Source organism: Halopseudomonas litoralis (genome assembly GCF_900105005.1).
GTDB classification, from domain to species: domain Bacteria; phylum Pseudomonadota; class Gammaproteobacteria; order Pseudomonadales; family Pseudomonadaceae; genus Halopseudomonas; species Halopseudomonas litoralis.
This window is the reverse complement of record NZ_LT629748.1, coordinates 2,518,675-2,534,185: the sequence shown is the minus strand read 5'-3', so window position 1 is coordinate 2,534,185 and position 15,511 is coordinate 2,518,675. Positions and strand designations below refer to the sequence as shown.

The window sequence follows — 15,511 nt, the reverse complement described above, 5'->3', positions numbered from 1 at the left end:
CAAGGCCATTTCTTCCCTCGGTTGTCAATCGCCTGTTGTTGGGAAAGCGCACCGAGTCACATGTTTTTTACTGGACAAATACCGAAAGACCCATAACGCGCCGCCTGGAGTCATTCCGCTGCTTCTGGGAATGACTGGCCGGTCCACATTGGTTGTTTTTTGAACTCATTGCGGCAAGGCCTGTCCCTCTATGGTCCAGACGCAGTTACTACAAGCCTGTTCACAGAGTTATCCACAGAAAGTGTGTACAACCTGCACGGATCAACCGCGCAGGCAGCGCAGCACCACAAACTTGCTGTTGCCGCCGATCTGCTCCACAACATCGAAGAAGCGCCGCAGTTTGACGTGGTAGCCCAGATGACGATTACCTACCACCAGCAAGGTGCCGCCGGGTACAAGCGCATCGCGGCTCTGCTGGAACAGGCGCATGGCGATTTCATCGCCGATCACCTGTTGCTGATGGAAGGGTGGGTTGCACAGTACCAGGTCGGCGCTGGCGGGGTTGGCCTCCATCAGGCCGTCGCTGACGGCAAACACGGCGTCACGTCCGGGACAGGCAAGGCGAAAGTTTTTCCGCGCGGAAGCAATGGCGGCGAAAGACTCGTCAACGAAGGTCAACTGCGCCTCGGTATTGAGCCGGGCAGCCTGGATGCCCAGCGCACCGTTACCGCAACCCAGGTCGACAATGCGTACCACGCCATCCGCCTGCGGGATGCACGGGAGCATGACGCGGGTACCGATATCCAGCCGCTCACGCGAGAACACGCCAGGCAGGTTAGCGAGTTGGCAATTGCTATCAGGCAGGGTGTAGTGAGTGGTTAACTGTGGTGTGGCAGGGGCTAGGGTGCTGTCAAATCGAGCAGTCAGTAAACGTGCCTTCTTCCAGGCCAGAGATGCTTGGTAGGAGCCGACATACAGCGCCAGCAGGTCGCCGGCGCGGGGCGGCAGGTGCTTGAGCATTGCGCCGGCGATCAACAGGCTATCACCAGCTAATAGCGGGCGCAGGCAATTGAGCTGATCTTCCAGCAAGGCGAGGCTTTTCGGAATGCGTAGTAGCACCCGCGCGAAGGTGCCTGTGGGTAACTCCTGGCTGTCGACGAACGCCACTGCATTATCCGGTAGCTGATTATGCCCGGCATTCAGCTGCAGTGCGCGCTCAGCCAGATGCGAGTCCCCCCAACTCAATACTCTCGTGCCTGCCAGCGCCAGCGCGCAGGCCAGAGTGCCGAAGTTGTCGTTGACCACCAGCACTGGGCCAGCAGCGGGTGTCATGTCTGCGTGAGTTTGCAGCAGGTACATGTCGGCCGCATCGAATGGCTGCAATGTCGGGTTGCGGGTAGGCGGATAGCGGTCGAGCTGGAGAGTACCGAAGGGGGTATCACAGACGTGCATTGGCGGGCCGGGTAATCGAGTCAGGGGCGGTCAGTATAGCGCAGGCCGATGTGCCGGATCACCGTAGTATATATTCGCGCATCATATCGAACGGGACGGCCGCCCGTTCGAAATGATGACCGCTTTACTTGTTGGCCTGCTGCCTGAGCAGATCACGGATATCGGTCAGCAGCACTTCTTCGGTACTGGGCGCAGGAGGAGCGGAGGGCGCTTCCTGTTCCTTGCGCTTGAGATTGTTCATGACTTTGACGGCGACAAAGATAGCCGCTGCAATGATCAGAAAATCCACCACGCTCTGGATGAAGGCGCCATAGCCGAGGGTGACGGCTTCCAGCTCGCCCTGGGCTTCGCGTAACACCACGGCCAGGTCGCTGAAATCCACCCCGCCGATCAATAGCCCCAATGGCGGCATGATGACGTTGCCAACAAAGGATGAAACCACCTTGCCGAAAGCGGCACCGATAATGATCCCCACGGCCATGTCCATGACATTACCGCGCACGGCGAAAGCTTTGAATTCCTGAATCAGACTCATGTTTAAATCTCCTGTATACCGTCGTGGCTTTTTATATCTTACTTCAACGCACTCTGTAGCGCCGTGACATACCGGAGCGCGTTGAGCTGGCGGTATGTTCGACCACGTCATTCATTGCCTGTTCACATTGCGGCCATGGTTCCCGGCTGCGGTATAGAGCCTCAGTGAACCCGAGATCTTCATTGTCCGTCAGGATTTATTATCAACTGAGCAGTATAGTGGCAGCTGGCTGAAAATATTTATGGATTGATGATGGCGAAGAACAAGCGACTCTATGGCTGCACCGAGTGTGGTGCTACCTCTACCAAGTGGGCTGGGCAATGTAGCGAATGCCAGGCATGGAATACCCTGGTCGAGACCATGATTGACACCACCCCGGTCGGCGGCAGCGGCGGTTCTTCACGCGGCGCCAATTGGGCGGGGGAACTCGCTCAGGTGCGTACGCTGGCAGAAGTGTCTACCGAGGAAATGCCTCGCCAACCCAGCGGCTCGTCCGAGCTTGATCGGGTATTGGGTGGCGGCCTGGTAAGCGGCTCGGTGGTGCTGATTGGTGGTGATCCGGGGATCGGTAAATCGACCATCCTGCTACAGACCTTATGCCGTCTTGCGGAGAATATTCCAGCGCTGTATGTCACCGGCGAAGAATCCCAGCAGCAGGTTGCCATGCGTGCCAAACGGCTGGGCTTGCCGGAAGACAAGCTCAAGGTCATGACTGAGACCTGCATCGAAAGCATCGTCGGCACCGCGCGGCGTGAACAGCCCAAGGTGATGGTGGTCGATTCGATCCAGACCATTTTCACCGAGCAGTTGCAGTCGGCTCCCGGCGGCGTGGCTCAGGTACGAGAAAGCGCAGCGCTACTGGTGCGCTATGCCAAGCAGAGCGGCACCGCTATTTTCCTGGTAGGCCATGTAACCAAGGAAGGCTCGCTGGCCGGGCCGCGTGTGCTGGAGCACATGGTCGATACCGTGTTGTACTTCGAGGGTGAGGCTGATGGCCGCCTGCGCATGCTGCGCGCAGTGAAGAACCGCTTCGGTGCCGTCAATGAACTCGGCGTGTTTGCCATGACCGATAAAGGCTTGAAGGAGGTCTCAAACCCGTCGGCAATTTTCCTGTCGCGCTACGATGCGCCGATTCCAGGCAGTGTAGTGATGTCTACCTGGGAAGGCTCGCGGCCGATGCTGGTGGAAGTGCAGGCGCTGGTCGATACCAGTCATCTGGGCAACCCGCGGCGAGTGACCTTGGGTCTGGATCAGAACCGTCTGGCCATGCTGCTGGCTGTGCTGCACCGCCATGGCGGTGTGCCGACTTATGATCAGGATGTATTCGTCAACGTGGTCGGTGGCGTCAAGGTGCTGGAAACCGCAGCGGACCTGGCGCTGCTTGCGGCGGTCATTTCCAGTCTGCGCAACCGGCCGTTGCCGATGGATCTGATGGTGTTTGGCGAGTTGGGCCTTTCCGGTGAGATCCGCCCTGTGCCCAGTGGCCAGGAGCGTTTGAAGGAAGCCGCCAAGCACGGTTTTACCCGGGCTATCGTGCCCAAGGCCAATGCACCCAAGGAGTCACCCAAGGGCATGCAGGTAGTGCCGGTGACCCGGCTGGATGAGGCGTTGGGTGTGTTGTTTGATTGAAGTTGCGGGGTAGAGTTAGACGATAGCTCCCACGCTCTGCGTGGGAGCTCCGCCGTGGACGCTCCAGCGTCCGAACTAGCAGCCTGCCACGGTTGAGGTCGGGACGCAGAGCGTCCCACCAGGCGTTACCACGCGGAGCGTGGGAACGATCGGGTTGTGCGGAGCGTGAGGTGGGTGTTAGATCAGACCACGCCCTGGGCCAGCATGGCATCGGCGACCTTGACGAAGCCGGCGATGTTGGAGCCCTTCACGTAGTTGATATAGCCGTCTTCTTCCTTGCCGTAGCGCTCGCAAGCAGAGTGGATGGACTGCATGATGGCATGCAGCTTGGTGTCCACTTCGCCATCGGTCCACTGCATGCGCATGGCGTTCTGGCTCATTTCCAGCCCGCTCACCGCGACGCCACCGGCGTTGGCTGCCTTGCCCGGGGCGAAGAGGATGCGGTTCTCGAGGAAGACATCAATCGCTTCCAGGGTAGAAGGCATGTTGGCGCCTTCAACTACCGAATGGCAGCCATTGGCAATCAGCGTGCGGGCGTCATCACCGTTGAGTTCATTCTGAGTGGCGCAGGGCAGGGCGATGTCGCAGGCCAGGTGCCAGGGTGTGCGCTTGGCCAGGAATTCCAGATTGAATTGGCTGGCCATTTCCACCAGACGGCCACGACGCTCGTTCTTCAGCTCCATCAGGTGGTGCCACTGTTCAGCAGTCATCCCCTCAGAGAAATACAGGGTGCCGCCGGAGTCGGATATCGAGATCACCATGGCACCCAGGTCCATGGCCTTGAGCGCGGCGTACTGGGCAACATTGCCGGAGCCGGAAAGAGCTATGCGTTGACCTTCCAGGCTGAGTCCACGTTCCTGCAGCATTTCCTCGGCGAAGTACACGGCGCCATAACCGGTGGCTTCCGGACGAATCAGGCTGCCGCCATAGGTCAGGCCCTTACCGGTCAGCACCGAGGTAAACTCGTTGCGCAGGCGTTTGTACTGACCATACATGTAGCCGATTTCCCGAGCGCCGACGCCGATGTCGCCGGCCGGAATATCCAGGTTCTCGCCGATGTGACGGGACAGTTCGGTCATGAAGGACTGGCAGAAGCGCATAACTTCAGCGTCGCTCTTGCCCTTGGGGTCGAAATCCGAGCCGCCCTTGCCGCCGCCCATGGGCAGGGTGGTCAGGGCGTTCTTGAAGACCTGCTCGAAGGCCAGGAATTTGAGTACGCCCAGGTTGACCGAAGGATGGAAACGCAGCCCGCCCTTGTAGGGACCGATGGCGCTGTTCATTTGCACGCGAAAGCCGCGGTTCACATGAACCTGGCCATTGTCATCCATCCACGGCACGCGGAACATGATCACTCGCTCAGGTTCGATCAGTCGCTCAATGATACCCGCCTTGAGGTATTTGGGATGCTCCTGCAGGAAAGGCCACAGCGTGCTCAGAACTTCTTCGGCTGCCTGATGGAATTCGGGTTGCTCTGGGTCGCGCAACTTCAGGTGCGCCAGGCAGGCTGTCAGCGTATCAGTCATGGAGGTCTCTTTTTTGCAAGTTTAAGGCGTAATGGCGCAAATTTATCAGAGGTGAGCACGGTCTGAAATAGCGCTTCACAAAAAAACATACAGAATGTTGATGCGGAAAGTCGCTTCTGAGCGCTGTCGCGGAGGTGATTGCAGTGACGGCAATCAGGCTGCAGCTGCTTGTTTTAGAAGCGTTTTCATGAATTTTCAGATGACACCGCCGCCTGCGCGTTTTAGTCGCAGACGGCGGCTCGAAAAAGTTCACTGAGAATGTGACTTTTTTCTCAAACCGGGTTTTTATGCCAGTTTTTTGTAGCGGACACGATGCGGCTGCGCTGCGGCTTCGCCCAGGCGTTTTTTACGGTCGGCTTCAAATTCAGTGTAGTTGCCCTCGAAGAATACCACCTTGGCATCATCCTCATAGGAAAGAATGTGCGTGGCGATACGGTCCAGGAACCAGCGGTCGTGGGAGATCACGATCGCAGAGCCGGGGAAGTCCAGCAAGGCTTCTTCCAGGGCACGTAGCGTTTCCACATCGAGGTCGTTGGAGGGTTCGTCGAGCAGCAGCACGTTGGCGCCCTGTTTCAGCGTCAATGCCAGATGCAGACGGCCACGCTCACCACCGGAGAGATCCTTGACGAACTTCTGCTGATCAGCGCCCTTGAAGTTGAAGCGGCCGACATAACCACGTGACGGCACTTCATAGTTGCCGACCTTGATCATGTCGAATCCGTCGGACACCTGCTCCCAGACGGTCTTGCTGCCATCCAGCTCGTCACGGCTCTGATCAACGCTGGCAATCTGTACGCTGTCACCAATGACGATCTTGCCGCTGTCGGGCTGTTCCTTGCCGGTCAGCATGCGGAACAGGGTGGATTTACCTGCGCCGTTACCACCGATCACGCCGACAATCGCACCCTTGGGTATGGTCAGAGACAGATCATCGATCAGCACCCGGTCGCCATAACCCTTGGATACATTGTGCAGCTCGATGACCTGATCACCCAGGCGTTGGCCGGTGGGAATATAGATCTCGTTGGTTTCGCTGCGCTTCTGGAATTCCTGGGATTGCATTTCCTCGAAGCGCTGCAGACGAGCCTTGGATTTGGACTGACGACCCTTGGCGCCCTGGCGGACCCACTCCAGTTCGGCTTTCATTGCCTTGGCATGGGAGGCTTCCTGCTTGGCCTCGGTAGACAGACGGTTGGCCTTGGATTCCAGCCATTGCGAGTAGTTGCCTTCGAATGGGATACCGTGGCCGCGGTCCAGTTCGAGAATCCAGCCAGCGACATTATCCAGGAAGTAGCGGTCGTGAGTAATCGCCACTACGGTGCCGGGGAAGTTATGCAGGAACTGCTCCAGCCAGGCGACGGAATCGGCGTCCAGGTGGTTGGTTGGCTCGTCGAGCAGCAGCATGTCAGGTGCTGACAGCAGCAGCCGGCACAGGGCTACACGGCGTTTTTCACCACCGGACAGATGACCGATGAGTGCATCCCATGGCGGCAGGCGCAGGGCGTCGGCAGCGACTTCCAGCTGGCGAGCCAGATTATGCCCATCGGCGGCCTGCAGAATGGCTTCCAGTTTGGCCTGCTCCGCGGCCAGCGCGTCGAAATCAGCCTCCGGTTCAGCGTAGGCTGCATAGACTTCATCGAGGCGTGCCTGGGCGTTCGTTATCTGGCTCACAGCTTCTTCGACGATCTCTCGCACTGTCTTGTCCGCATCCAGTTGCGGCTCCTGCGGCAGATAACCGACATTGATACCGGGCATCGGGCGCGCTTCGCCGTCGAACTCGGTGTCCACGCCGGCCATGATGCGCAGCAGAGTGGATTTACCCGAGCCGTTCAGGCCCAGCACGCCGATCTTGGCGCCGGGGAAAAAGGAGAGGGAGATGTCCTTGAGGATCTGCCGCTTCGGGGGGACAACCTTGCTTACCCGATGCATGCTGTATACGTATTGGGCCATGTGGACGCAAACCTTGATAACTGTATAAAAAGGAACGGCACCTGGAACGGTGCTGGATGGTTGGCAAGGCTAGCTGAAGTCGATGCAGAGGGCAAACATGCAGCCCACTGGCCTGTATGCATCGCTACTTGAAAGAGGTTGTCCGACGGCCTGAATGCTTTTCATGTGCCAGTTTGTGCCGGTTGGGGTAAAATGCGGCCTCTTTTTTATTTGTACATCCTGGCAGAGGGCCGTGACATGTTTAGCCGTTCCAACGATATTGCCACTTTCGACGCCGAGTTGTGGGCATCCATGCAACAGGAGGCCCAGCGTCAGGAAGAGCACATCGAGCTGATCGCATCCGAGAACTACACCAGTCCTGCGGTCATGCAGGCGCAAGGTTCGGTGCTGACCAACAAGTACGCCGAAGGTTACCCGGGCAAGCGCTACTACGGCGGTTGTGAGTTCGTGGACGTGGCTGAGCAGCTGGCCATCGACCGTGCCAAGGAATTGTTCGGCGCTGATTATGCCAACGTGCAGCCGCATGCCGGCTCCCAGGCCAACAGCGCCGTGTTCCAGGCTCTGCTGCAGGCCGGTGATACCGTACTCGGCATGAGCCTGGCCCATGGTGGTCACCTGACGCATGGTGCGTCGGTCAACTTCTCCGGCAAGATGTACAACGCTGTGCAGTACGGCATCAACACCGATACCGGTCTGATCGACTATGACGAAGTCGAGCGTCTGGCCGTTGAACACAAGCCGAAAATGATCATCGCTGGGTTCTCCGCCTATTCGCAGATTCTGGACTTCCCGCGTTTCCGCGAGATTGCCGACAAGGTCGGTGCCTACCTGTTTGTCGACATGGCTCACGTTGCCGGTCTGGTTGCGGCGGGCGTCTACCCCAACCCTGTGCCTCACGCTGACGTGGTCACCACCACTACCCACAAGACCCTGCGCGGCCCGCGTGGCGGTCTGATTCTGGCCCGTGCCAACGAGGCACTGGAGAAGAAGCTCAACTCCGCGGTATTCCCCGGTGGTCAGGGTGGCCCGCTGATGCATGTGATTGCGGCCAAGGCGATCTGCTTCAAGGAAGCCATGAGCGACGAGTTCAAGGCTTACCAGCAGCAGGTGGTGAAGAATGCCCAGGCGATGGCCGAGGTGTTCATCGAGCGTGGTTTTGATGTGGTATCCGGCGGTACGCTGAACCACCTGTTCCTGCTGTCGCTGATCAAGCAGGACATTACCGGTAAGGATGCTGACGCTGCGTTGGGTCGCGCGTTCATTACCGTGAACAAGAATGCCGTGCCGAACGATCCGCGCTCGCCGTTCGTGACCTCCGGTCTGCGCATCGGTACGCCGGCGGTGACCACGCGTGGCTTCAAGGAATCCGAGTGCCGCGAGCTGGCCGGCTGGATCTGCGACATCCTGGGCAACATGGGTGACGAGTCCGTCATCGATCGCGTTCGTGAGCAGGTCAAGGCCATCTGCGCCCGTCTGCCGGTTTACGGTGACTGAGCAGTAGAGTGCAATGACAAAACCCCTTGCTGAGCGACCGGCAAGGGGTTTTTTGTATCACTCAGCGAAAAAATTCTTCCCTTACGGCGACATGGCTTGCACTTGCAATCCTGAGAGGGCTGGTTAGGCTCGAAATATACAAGAAAAACTCAAGGACTATCGAGGACAAGTGCTTATGAAGGCGACCGCAAGAGGCTGGTTGATATTGCTCCTTCTGTTTTCCAGCTCAGCAGTACTGGCGCAGCAGAAACCCGAGATACGAGTGGCCTTTATGGATTTTCCAGGTTATTCGGAGCTGGATGAGTCAGGCCGACCGACGGGCAAGGCTGTTGAATTGACTCGGAGATTGCTGAATGAAGCGGGGTATGAGGCGCAGGTCCAGATTCTGCCGGCAGCGCGGATCTGGTTGGGGTTGGAAAGCGGTGACGTGCATCTATGGCCCGGCGTGCTGAACAAGCCGGGGTTGGATAATGACACTCTGCTTACCGAGCGTGACATGGGGCAGGTCGGTATCAATCTTTATTACCTTGCGGGTGAGCCCCCACCGGACTGGCCGCAGGGGCTGCGTGGTAAAAGTGTCATCACGATCACCAACTTCACTTATACCAGTGCTTTGAAGGATATTCTCGCCGATCCCGCGCTGGACCTGACTCTGCACAAGAGCAACTCGCACAGCGGTGCAGTGAAGATGTTGTTGCGGGGGCGTGGTGATTATCTGCTGGATTATCGAGCTCAGGTGGACGTGGTATTGCAGGACCTGAACATGGCGCCGCTCCCCTATATCGAAGTGGCCAATCACCCCATGCGGTTCGTACTGTCTCGCCATTCGGGGTTTGTCGAGCAACTGAAAGCGGATCTGGATGCTGCCTTTGATCGGTTGCAGGCACAGGGAGTCGAGCTGGATGTGACAAAACAGTGATAGAGCTCGCCGGCAGGTAGTTCAGCGCCCGCCGGCGGGCATAACGCTGGAAGATCAGTCGCGGCGCAGGTTGAGCGTACTCAGTGTGCGATCGCGGACCGTCTTGAGTAGCTCGGCGTCATCAATCAGGGACTGGCCGTAAGAGGGCACCAGTTCCTTCATGCGGGCCTGCCATTGCGGGCTGGCCATTCGATCCTTGAAGCAGCGTTGCAGAACATCGATCATGGCCTGTACCGCCGTCGATGCGCCTGGAGAGGCGCCCAACAGCGCAGCCAGGGAACCATCCTTGGCGGCGACGGTTTCGGTACCGAACTCCAGTTTGCCATGTCCTTCGGCATCCTTCTTGATGATCTGGACGCGCATGCCGGCGTTCTGCAGCGTCCAATCTTCCTCTTTGGCGTCGGGGAAGAAGTTGCGCAGCGAAGCCACGCGATCCTTGTGCGACTGGAAGGATTCGGCGATCAGATACTTGGTCAGGTCCATATTGTCGCGACCGACTGCCATCATCGGCGCAACGTTGTAAGGGCGTACCGAGGAAAACAGATCAAACACCGAGCCTTTCTTCAGAAACTTGGTGGTGAACCCGGCGAAGGGGCCAAACAGCAGGGCGGGCTCGCCGTTGATGATGCGCGTGTCCAGGTGCGGTACGGACATGGGCGGCGCACCAACCGGTGCTTTGCCATAAACCTTGGAATGGTGCTGCTGAACGATCTCCGGTTTCCTGCACACCAGCCACTGGCCGCTGACCGGGAAGCCGCCGTACCCCTGGCTTTCATCGATGTGTGATTTCTGCAGCAGGGGCAGGGAGCCGCCGCCGGCGCCGAGAAACACGAAGCGGGCGTTGAACTGCTTGTCTTCACCGCTGTGTTCGTCTTTCACTGCCACGCGCCAATGGCCGCGCTTGCTCTTGCGCATGCTCTTGACCGAATGGCTGAGGAGCAGGTCGAAGTTGTCCTGGGTCACCAGATGTTTGATCATGCTGCGGGTCAGCGAGCCGAAATCGACATCGGAACCATGCTCGACACGGGTCGCGGCAACGGGTACACCGTCTGTGCGATCACGCATGACCAAAGGCATCCACTCATTGAGCTTTTCCGGTGATTCGCTGTATTGCATCTCGGCGAAGAGAGGGTGCGCGCTGAGCAGTTCATGACGTTTGCGCAGGAAGGCAACGTCGTTCTCGCCCCAGACAAAACTCTGGTGTGCCGTTGGATTGATGAATTTGCCGGGCGCTGGCAGGATCTGCTGTTCGACCAGGTAGGACCAGAACTGCAGGGTCACCTCGAAGTTCGCGTTGATCGACAGTGCGCGGTTGATTGTGATGCTGCCATCATCGGCTTGGGGAGTGTAGTTCAGCTCACAATAACCGGCGTGCCCCGTGCCGGCATTGTTCCAGCCATCCGTGCTCTCGTGAGCAACGTGATCCAGACGTTCGACCAGGGTAATGGTCATATTTGGATCGAGCTGTTTGAGCAACATTCCGAGCGTGGCGCTCATGACGCCACCACCGACCAGCAATACGTCTACATCTTTTGCTGTCATTTACATGTCGCCTCTTACTAAAAACTGCGCGTATGATACTCGCTTTATCCGGTTTCGTGTCATAACCATTGATAGCGAAGGGTAGGTAGAAGGTAGTCATATGACCGGTGAGCCCAAGCCTGAGCCGACTTTGTCACGAACCGAAGGTTCAGCCGGGAGGGGCGCCTGACATGCAACATGTGGTGATTGTAGGAGGTGGCGTCATCGGCTGCCTGTCCGCACTCAATCTGCTGGACGCCGGCGCCCGCGTTACCTTGATCGAGCGTCGGCAGATTGGGCGGGAAGCCTCATGGGCCGGCGGTGGCATAGTTTCTCCCTTGTATCCATGGCGATACAGTCAGGCGGTCAGCGCCTTGTCGGATTTCTCCCAGAACTTTTATCCCGGATTGGGCCGTCGACTGGCTGAGCGCACCGGCATCGATCCGCAGGTAACCCCGTGCGGCTTGCTCTGGCTCGATTCTGACGAGCAGGCTGACGCGCTGGCCTGGGCTGAGCGCCAGGATAAGCCATTGCGCAGCGTCGAGGCCGACTTCATCTACCAACAGGTACCGGTGTTAGCTGAGGGTTACGATAGCGCGCTGTGGCAGGCGGACCTGGCTAATGTGCGCAATCCGCGGCTGATGGCAGCCTTGCGTGATTATCTGACAACCATTCCCGAATGCCGTGTGCTGGAAGAGACGCCTGATGCACGCCTGCTGGTCGAGCACGGGCGGGTTACAGGCGTCGATTGTGCCGGCGACATACTGCGTGCTGATGCAGTAGTACTGGCCGCAGGAGCCTGGAGCGGTGACTGCCTGGCCACGCTGGGTTTGGCGCTGCCGGTAGAGCCGGTGAAAGGCCAGATGCTGTTGTACAAGGCTGATCCGAACTGGCTGCAGAGCATGGTGCTGCATGCTGGGCGCTACGCGATTCCCCGGTGTGATGGGCATATTCTCATCGGCAGCACCCTGGAACACGAAGGCTTCGACAAAACTACCACCGAGGTTGCATTGAGCTCGTTGCGCGCATCGGCGGTCCAGTTGCTGCCGGCACTGGCGGAGCAGGAGCCAGTCATGCAATGGGCCGGGTTACGCCCGGGCTCGCCCGAAGGAGTGCCTTATATCGGTCAGGTGCCGGATTATCCCGGGCTCTGGCTGAACACCGGACATTACCGCAACGGTCTGGTACTGGCGCCGGCGTCGTGCCGTCTGTTGGCTGATCTCATGCTGGGCAGAAGGCCGATCGTCGATCCGGCGCCTTACCGGATCGAAGGGCGTGTTCAGCGCCGGTAATCAGTCTTCCAGTCCCAGTTTTTTCAACCGGTAACGCAATGACCGGAAGGTCAGACCCAGGCGGCGGGCGGCGGCGGTCTTGTTCCAGCGGGTTTCTTCCAGCGCTAGGGTCAGTGCTTTGCGTTCGATGTCATCGAGGAAGTCTTCCAGTGAATCGATCTGTGTCAGCGCGGCTTCGTCACCGGGGATCGGGCTGCTGTTGAGCTGAATGTCGGCGGCGGTGATGCTGTCGCCTTCGCACAAAGTGAAGGCGCGCTCCAGGATATTCTCCAGTTCACGAACGTTGCCGGGGAAGCGGTAATTGCTCAGGCGTTCCATGCAGTCCGGATCCACGGCGGGTACCTTGACGCCGGCCCGGTGGGCCAGTTGGCCGAGGATGCGCTGGGCTATCAGCGCAATATCCTCACGCCGTTCGCGCAGTGGCGGGACGCGCAGTTCGATGACATTGATACGGTAGAACAGATCCTGGCGGAAGCGCCCCTCAGCCACTTCCAGGGCGAGATCCTTGTGGGTGGCGCAGAGCAGCCGCACATTCACTGCCTCTTCCTGCTGGGTGCCGACCGGGCGTACGGCCTTTTCCTGAATGGCGCGCAGCAGCTTGACCTGCATGGACAGCGGCAGGTCGGCAACTTCATCGAGAAACAGTGTGCCGCCGTTGGCGGCCTGAAACAGCCCAGGCTTATCGGCCACCGCGCCGGTGAAACTGCCCTTGCGGTGTCCGAAAAACTCGCTTTCCATCAGCTCCGAAGGAATCGCGCCACAGTTCACCGGCACGAACGGATGGCATGCCCGCGGGCCCAGCGCATGGATACGCCGCGCAACGAGTTCCTTGCCGCTGCCGGACTCGCCGCTGACATACAGGGGAGCTTCACTGCGGGCGAGTTTGGCTATCTGCCGACGCAGTTGCTGAATCGGCGGCGATGCGCCGAGAATCGGATCGTCTGCGTCGTGCGCGGCTGGCTCAGCCACGGGGCGACTGAGCAGCAGGGCGCTGTTGACCAGTTCGCGCAAGCGTTGCAGGTCCACCGGCTTGGTGACGAAATCGAAGGCGCCGGATTTCAATGCAGTGATGGCGGTATCCAGACTGCCGTACGCCGTGATCATCGCTACCGGAGTGTTGGGACAGTGCTGCTGAATGTGACGCACCACGCTCAGACCGTCACCGTCAGGCAGGCGCATGTCGGTCAGACACAGGTCGAAACGCTGGCTGTTGAGCAATGCCAGCGCCTGGGTCAGGTTGGTCGCACTGCGGGTATTGATGTTCATCCGCCCCAACGTCATGTCGAGCAGCTCAAGTATATCGGGCTCGTCGTCGATGATCAGTGCCAGCGGGTTGTTCACGTGGTGCTCCATGCGTTCGTACGGTTCAGAAAAGAAGGATCATACCAGCCGTTTGGGATGGGCGAAGACTATCCGCATGCAGCTGCCGCGGGGCTCCAGCCGCTCATACTCCAGGATTGCCTGGTTGCTCTCGCATAACTCCCGGGAAATATACAGGCCCAGACCGGTGCCGGCGGACTCGGTAGTATAGAAGGGCTCGAATACCTGACTCAGGTGACGATCATCAATGCCCGGCCCATGGTCGATGACCTCCAGCGTTGGCAAACCGGTCTCGGCATTCTCATACAGCTTCAGCCAGATTGTCCGTTGGCTGTCCGGCGCACCACTGTAACGGAAGGCGTTATGGCACAGATTGCTCAGCACCTGGCTCAACTGGTTGGGGTCCATGCGGGTCAGAATGCCTTCCTTCTCCAGCTCGCATTCGATGCTGTCAGTGGCAGGACTGGTTTGCTTATAGTCGCTGACGAACTGCGCCAGCCACAGCGTCAGGTCCACCAGCTGGGGTTCGCTCTGCCGGCGCCGGGATAATTCCAGTACGGTTTCGATGACCTTGTTCATGCGCTTGGAGTGTTGCTGGATGATCTCGGTCAGACGTTGGTCCTGAGGATGGATATGTTCCGATTCGACCAGCAATTGCGCTGCGTGGCTGAGCGCCCCCAGTGGATTGCGGATCTCATGGGCGATGCTTGCCGTGAGTCGACCGAGCGATGCCAGTTTCAGCTGCTGAACCTGTTGCGCCATTTGCGCATGGTCATCCAGAAAGATGAGAATAGACTCCCGGTCATCGGCAGGCAGGCGTTTGAAGTTGGCCATCAATTCCGCTGCGCCCACATGGTTGCGAAAGGGCAGGGCGCGTATCGAGGGGTTGACCTGCCACTGGCGCTGACGCTGACCCAGTTCCGGGGCGAGGCTGTCGAGCGCCATGCCGCGAATGATGGGTTTGCCCAGCATCTGTGCGGCAGCTTCGTTGGCCAGCAGTACCTCCAGCGACTCGTCTATCACCATGATGCCGGTGCGCATGCGCTGAATGATCAACTGGTTGAGCTTTTCCATGCTGGCCAGGCTGGCGGCATGTTGCTGGGCGAGATTTTCCGATAGCCGCAAACGGCGACTGAGCCGTTGTACGAACATGGCCACAGCAAAGTAAATACAGCCGAGCACGCCCACCTGCAGGTAGCTTTGACTGATCGACGGGTGCGCCAGGCTGAGAAAGAACGTCAGATAGATCAACGCCAGGCTGGCCAGTGCCGCCAGCAGCAAGCCGATGCGTCCATGCAGCAGAATGTTGCCGGTGGCCACTGGAATGATCAGCAGGTTGCCCAGCCCACTGCTGGCGCCGCCGGCGGCATAGAACAGCACCGCCAACAGGAATATATCGATGAATGCCAGTACGAACAGGTGCAGGTCGCGCTTGCCCTGATGCAGCAGCAGGGCAATCAGCACATTGATGATCAGATAGATCCAGCTCGCGCTTTCGTATAGATCGGGATTCTGCAGATCGATCAGCCCGTCACGCAGGGCGGAGCTGGTGAGCAGGGTCAGGAAGAGCCCGAGAATTACCCGATAGACATTATAAATCCGCAGTATCTTGGGGCGTTGCGAATCAACCGTTTCAGTCTTGCTGATCCACATTGCGATGCTCACTGCAGCAATACCATTTGTCATCCTGACGTAGGGCCAGGTGTTCCGGCAGGTGTAGCTGGCACTGTGCGCAGCGGACCATTTTAGGAGGCTGCTGTGGTGGCGCCGCGCGGCGTTTATCCGCCTGGGCAGCTTTCATCTGTCGCCAGAAGACAAAAGCGATATATGCCAGTACCAGCAGAATGAAAAGTTTGATCAGACCCATGACCGTTGCGATTCCCTGTGAAATTGGAGCCAGTGTATCGCACATGGACAGCGTGCCAAACAAGTCCTT

12 protein-coding genes are annotated in these 15,511 nt (G+C 58.7%); 4 read left to right on the top strand and 8 right to left on the bottom strand.

Annotated features, from left to right (window positions below; genetic code table 11):
- Window positions 1-261 precede the first annotated feature (261 nt).
- Both BLU11_RS12245 and mscL read right to left on the bottom strand, forming a co-directional pair.
- Window positions 262-1,392 carry a methyltransferase gene (locus BLU11_RS12245; protein ID WP_090273737.1) on the bottom strand — a complete coding sequence of 377 codons (1,131 nt, stop codon included), beginning with the start codon at window positions 1,390-1,392 and terminating at the stop codon, window positions 262-264.
- Between the two features lie 124 nt (window positions 1,393-1,516).
- Window positions 1,517-1,927: a large-conductance mechanosensitive channel protein MscL gene (gene mscL / locus BLU11_RS12240; RefSeq protein WP_090273734.1), complete on the bottom strand. Its 411-nt coding sequence runs from the start codon at window positions 1,925-1,927 to the stop codon at window positions 1,517-1,519.
- Between the two features lie 252 nt (window positions 1,928-2,179).
- Between mscL and radA the strand changes: the two genes are divergently transcribed.
- On the top strand, window positions 2,180-3,556 hold the full coding sequence (radA, locus tag BLU11_RS12235) for a DNA repair protein RadA (protein WP_090273731.1): 1,377 nt from the start codon (window positions 2,180-2,182) through the stop codon (window positions 3,554-3,556).
- Window positions 3,557-3,738: 182 nt separating this feature from the next.
- On the opposite strand, the gene gdhA is transcribed toward radA, so the two are convergent.
- Window positions 3,739-5,079 carry an NADP-specific glutamate dehydrogenase gene (gdhA, locus tag BLU11_RS12230; protein WP_090273728.1) on the bottom strand — a complete coding sequence of 447 codons (1,341 nt, stop codon included), beginning with the start codon at window positions 5,077-5,079 and terminating at the stop codon, window positions 3,739-3,741.
- A gap of 285 nt (window positions 5,080-5,364) precedes the next feature.
- Complete coding sequence (gene ettA, locus BLU11_RS12225; protein WP_090273725.1) at window positions 5,365-7,029, bottom strand: energy-dependent translational throttle protein EttA; 1,665 nt, start codon at window positions 7,027-7,029, stop codon at window positions 5,365-5,367.
- Window positions 7,030-7,266: 237 nt separating this feature from the next.
- Between ettA and glyA the strand changes: the two genes are divergently transcribed.
- Together glyA and BLU11_RS12215 are read left to right on the top strand one after the other, a co-directional pair.
- The gene (gene glyA / locus BLU11_RS12220) at window positions 7,267-8,523 is read left to right on the top strand and encodes a serine hydroxymethyltransferase (RefSeq protein WP_090276439.1); all 1,257 of its coding nucleotides are present in this window, start codon (window positions 7,267-7,269) and stop codon (window positions 8,521-8,523) included.
- Window positions 8,524-8,722: 199 nt separating this feature from the next.
- Window positions 8,723-9,442, top strand: a complete 720-nt coding sequence (locus BLU11_RS12215) for a substrate-binding periplasmic protein (RefSeq protein ID WP_157718674.1) — start codon at window positions 8,723-8,725, stop codon at window positions 9,440-9,442.
- A gap of 54 nt (window positions 9,443-9,496) precedes the next feature.
- On the opposite strand, the gene mqo is transcribed toward BLU11_RS12215, so the two are convergent.
- Window positions 9,497-10,984, bottom strand: a complete 1,488-nt coding sequence (gene mqo, locus BLU11_RS12210) for a malate dehydrogenase (quinone) (RefSeq protein WP_090273719.1) — start codon at window positions 10,982-10,984, stop codon at window positions 9,497-9,499.
- Window positions 10,985-11,154: 170 nt separating this feature from the next.
- Here mqo and thiO point away from each other — a divergent pair, with 170 nt between their 5' ends.
- Complete coding sequence (thiO, locus tag BLU11_RS12205; protein ID WP_090273717.1) at window positions 11,155-12,255, top strand: glycine oxidase ThiO; 1,101 nt, start codon at window positions 11,155-11,157, stop codon at window positions 12,253-12,255.
- On the opposite strand, the gene BLU11_RS12200 is transcribed toward thiO, so the two are convergent.
- From BLU11_RS12200 to BLU11_RS12190, 3 genes are read right to left on the bottom strand one after another with little or no spacing between them, the layout of a single operon-like run.
- Window positions 12,256-13,596: a sigma-54-dependent transcriptional regulator gene (locus tag BLU11_RS12200; RefSeq protein ID WP_231702198.1), complete on the bottom strand. Its 1,341-nt coding sequence runs from the start codon at window positions 13,594-13,596 to the stop codon at window positions 12,256-12,258.
- Between the two features lie 39 nt (window positions 13,597-13,635).
- Window positions 13,636-15,228, bottom strand: a complete 1,593-nt coding sequence (locus BLU11_RS12195) for a sensor histidine kinase (protein ID WP_090273711.1) — start codon at window positions 15,226-15,228, stop codon at window positions 13,636-13,638.
- Entirely contained in the window at window positions 15,209-15,487 is a 279-nt protein-coding gene (locus BLU11_RS12190; RefSeq protein WP_231702197.1) for a PP0621 family protein, read from the bottom strand. The genes BLU11_RS12195 and BLU11_RS12190 overlap by 20 nt, the downstream gene beginning before the upstream one ends.
- Window positions 15,488-15,511: the final 24 nt, after the last annotated feature.

Excerpts from the sequence above, each read along its gene's own strand:
- BLU11_RS12245 (WP_090273737.1), bottom strand. The coding sequence starts at position 1,392 with ATGCACGTCTGTGATACCCCCTTCGGTACTCTCCAGCTCGACCGCTAT.
- glyA (WP_090276439.1), top strand. The coding sequence starts at position 7,267 with ATGTTTAGCCGTTCCAACGATATTGCCACTTTCGACGCCGAGTTGTGG.
- mscL (WP_090273734.1), bottom strand. The coding sequence starts at position 1,927 with ATGAGTCTGATTCAGGAATTCAAAGCTTTCGCCGTGCGCGGTAATGTC.
- radA (WP_090273731.1), top strand. The coding sequence starts at position 2,180 with ATGGCGAAGAACAAGCGACTCTATGGCTGCACCGAGTGTGGTGCTACC.
- BLU11_RS12195 (WP_090273711.1), bottom strand. The coding sequence starts at position 15,228 with ATGTGGATCAGCAAGACTGAAACGGTTGATTCGCAACGCCCCAAGATA.
- mqo (WP_090273719.1), bottom strand. The coding sequence starts at position 10,984 with ATGACAGCAAAAGATGTAGACGTATTGCTGGTCGGTGGTGGCGTCATG.
- BLU11_RS12190 (WP_231702197.1), bottom strand. The coding sequence starts at position 15,487 with ATGTGCGATACACTGGCTCCAATTTCACAGGGAATCGCAACGGTCATG.
- ettA (WP_090273725.1), bottom strand. The coding sequence starts at position 7,029 with ATGGCCCAATACGTATACAGCATGCATCGGGTAAGCAAGGTTGTCCCC.
- gdhA (WP_090273728.1), bottom strand. The coding sequence starts at position 5,079 with ATGACTGATACGCTGACAGCCTGCCTGGCGCACCTGAAGTTGCGCGAC.
- thiO (WP_090273717.1), top strand. The coding sequence starts at position 11,155 with ATGCAACATGTGGTGATTGTAGGAGGTGGCGTCATCGGCTGCCTGTCC.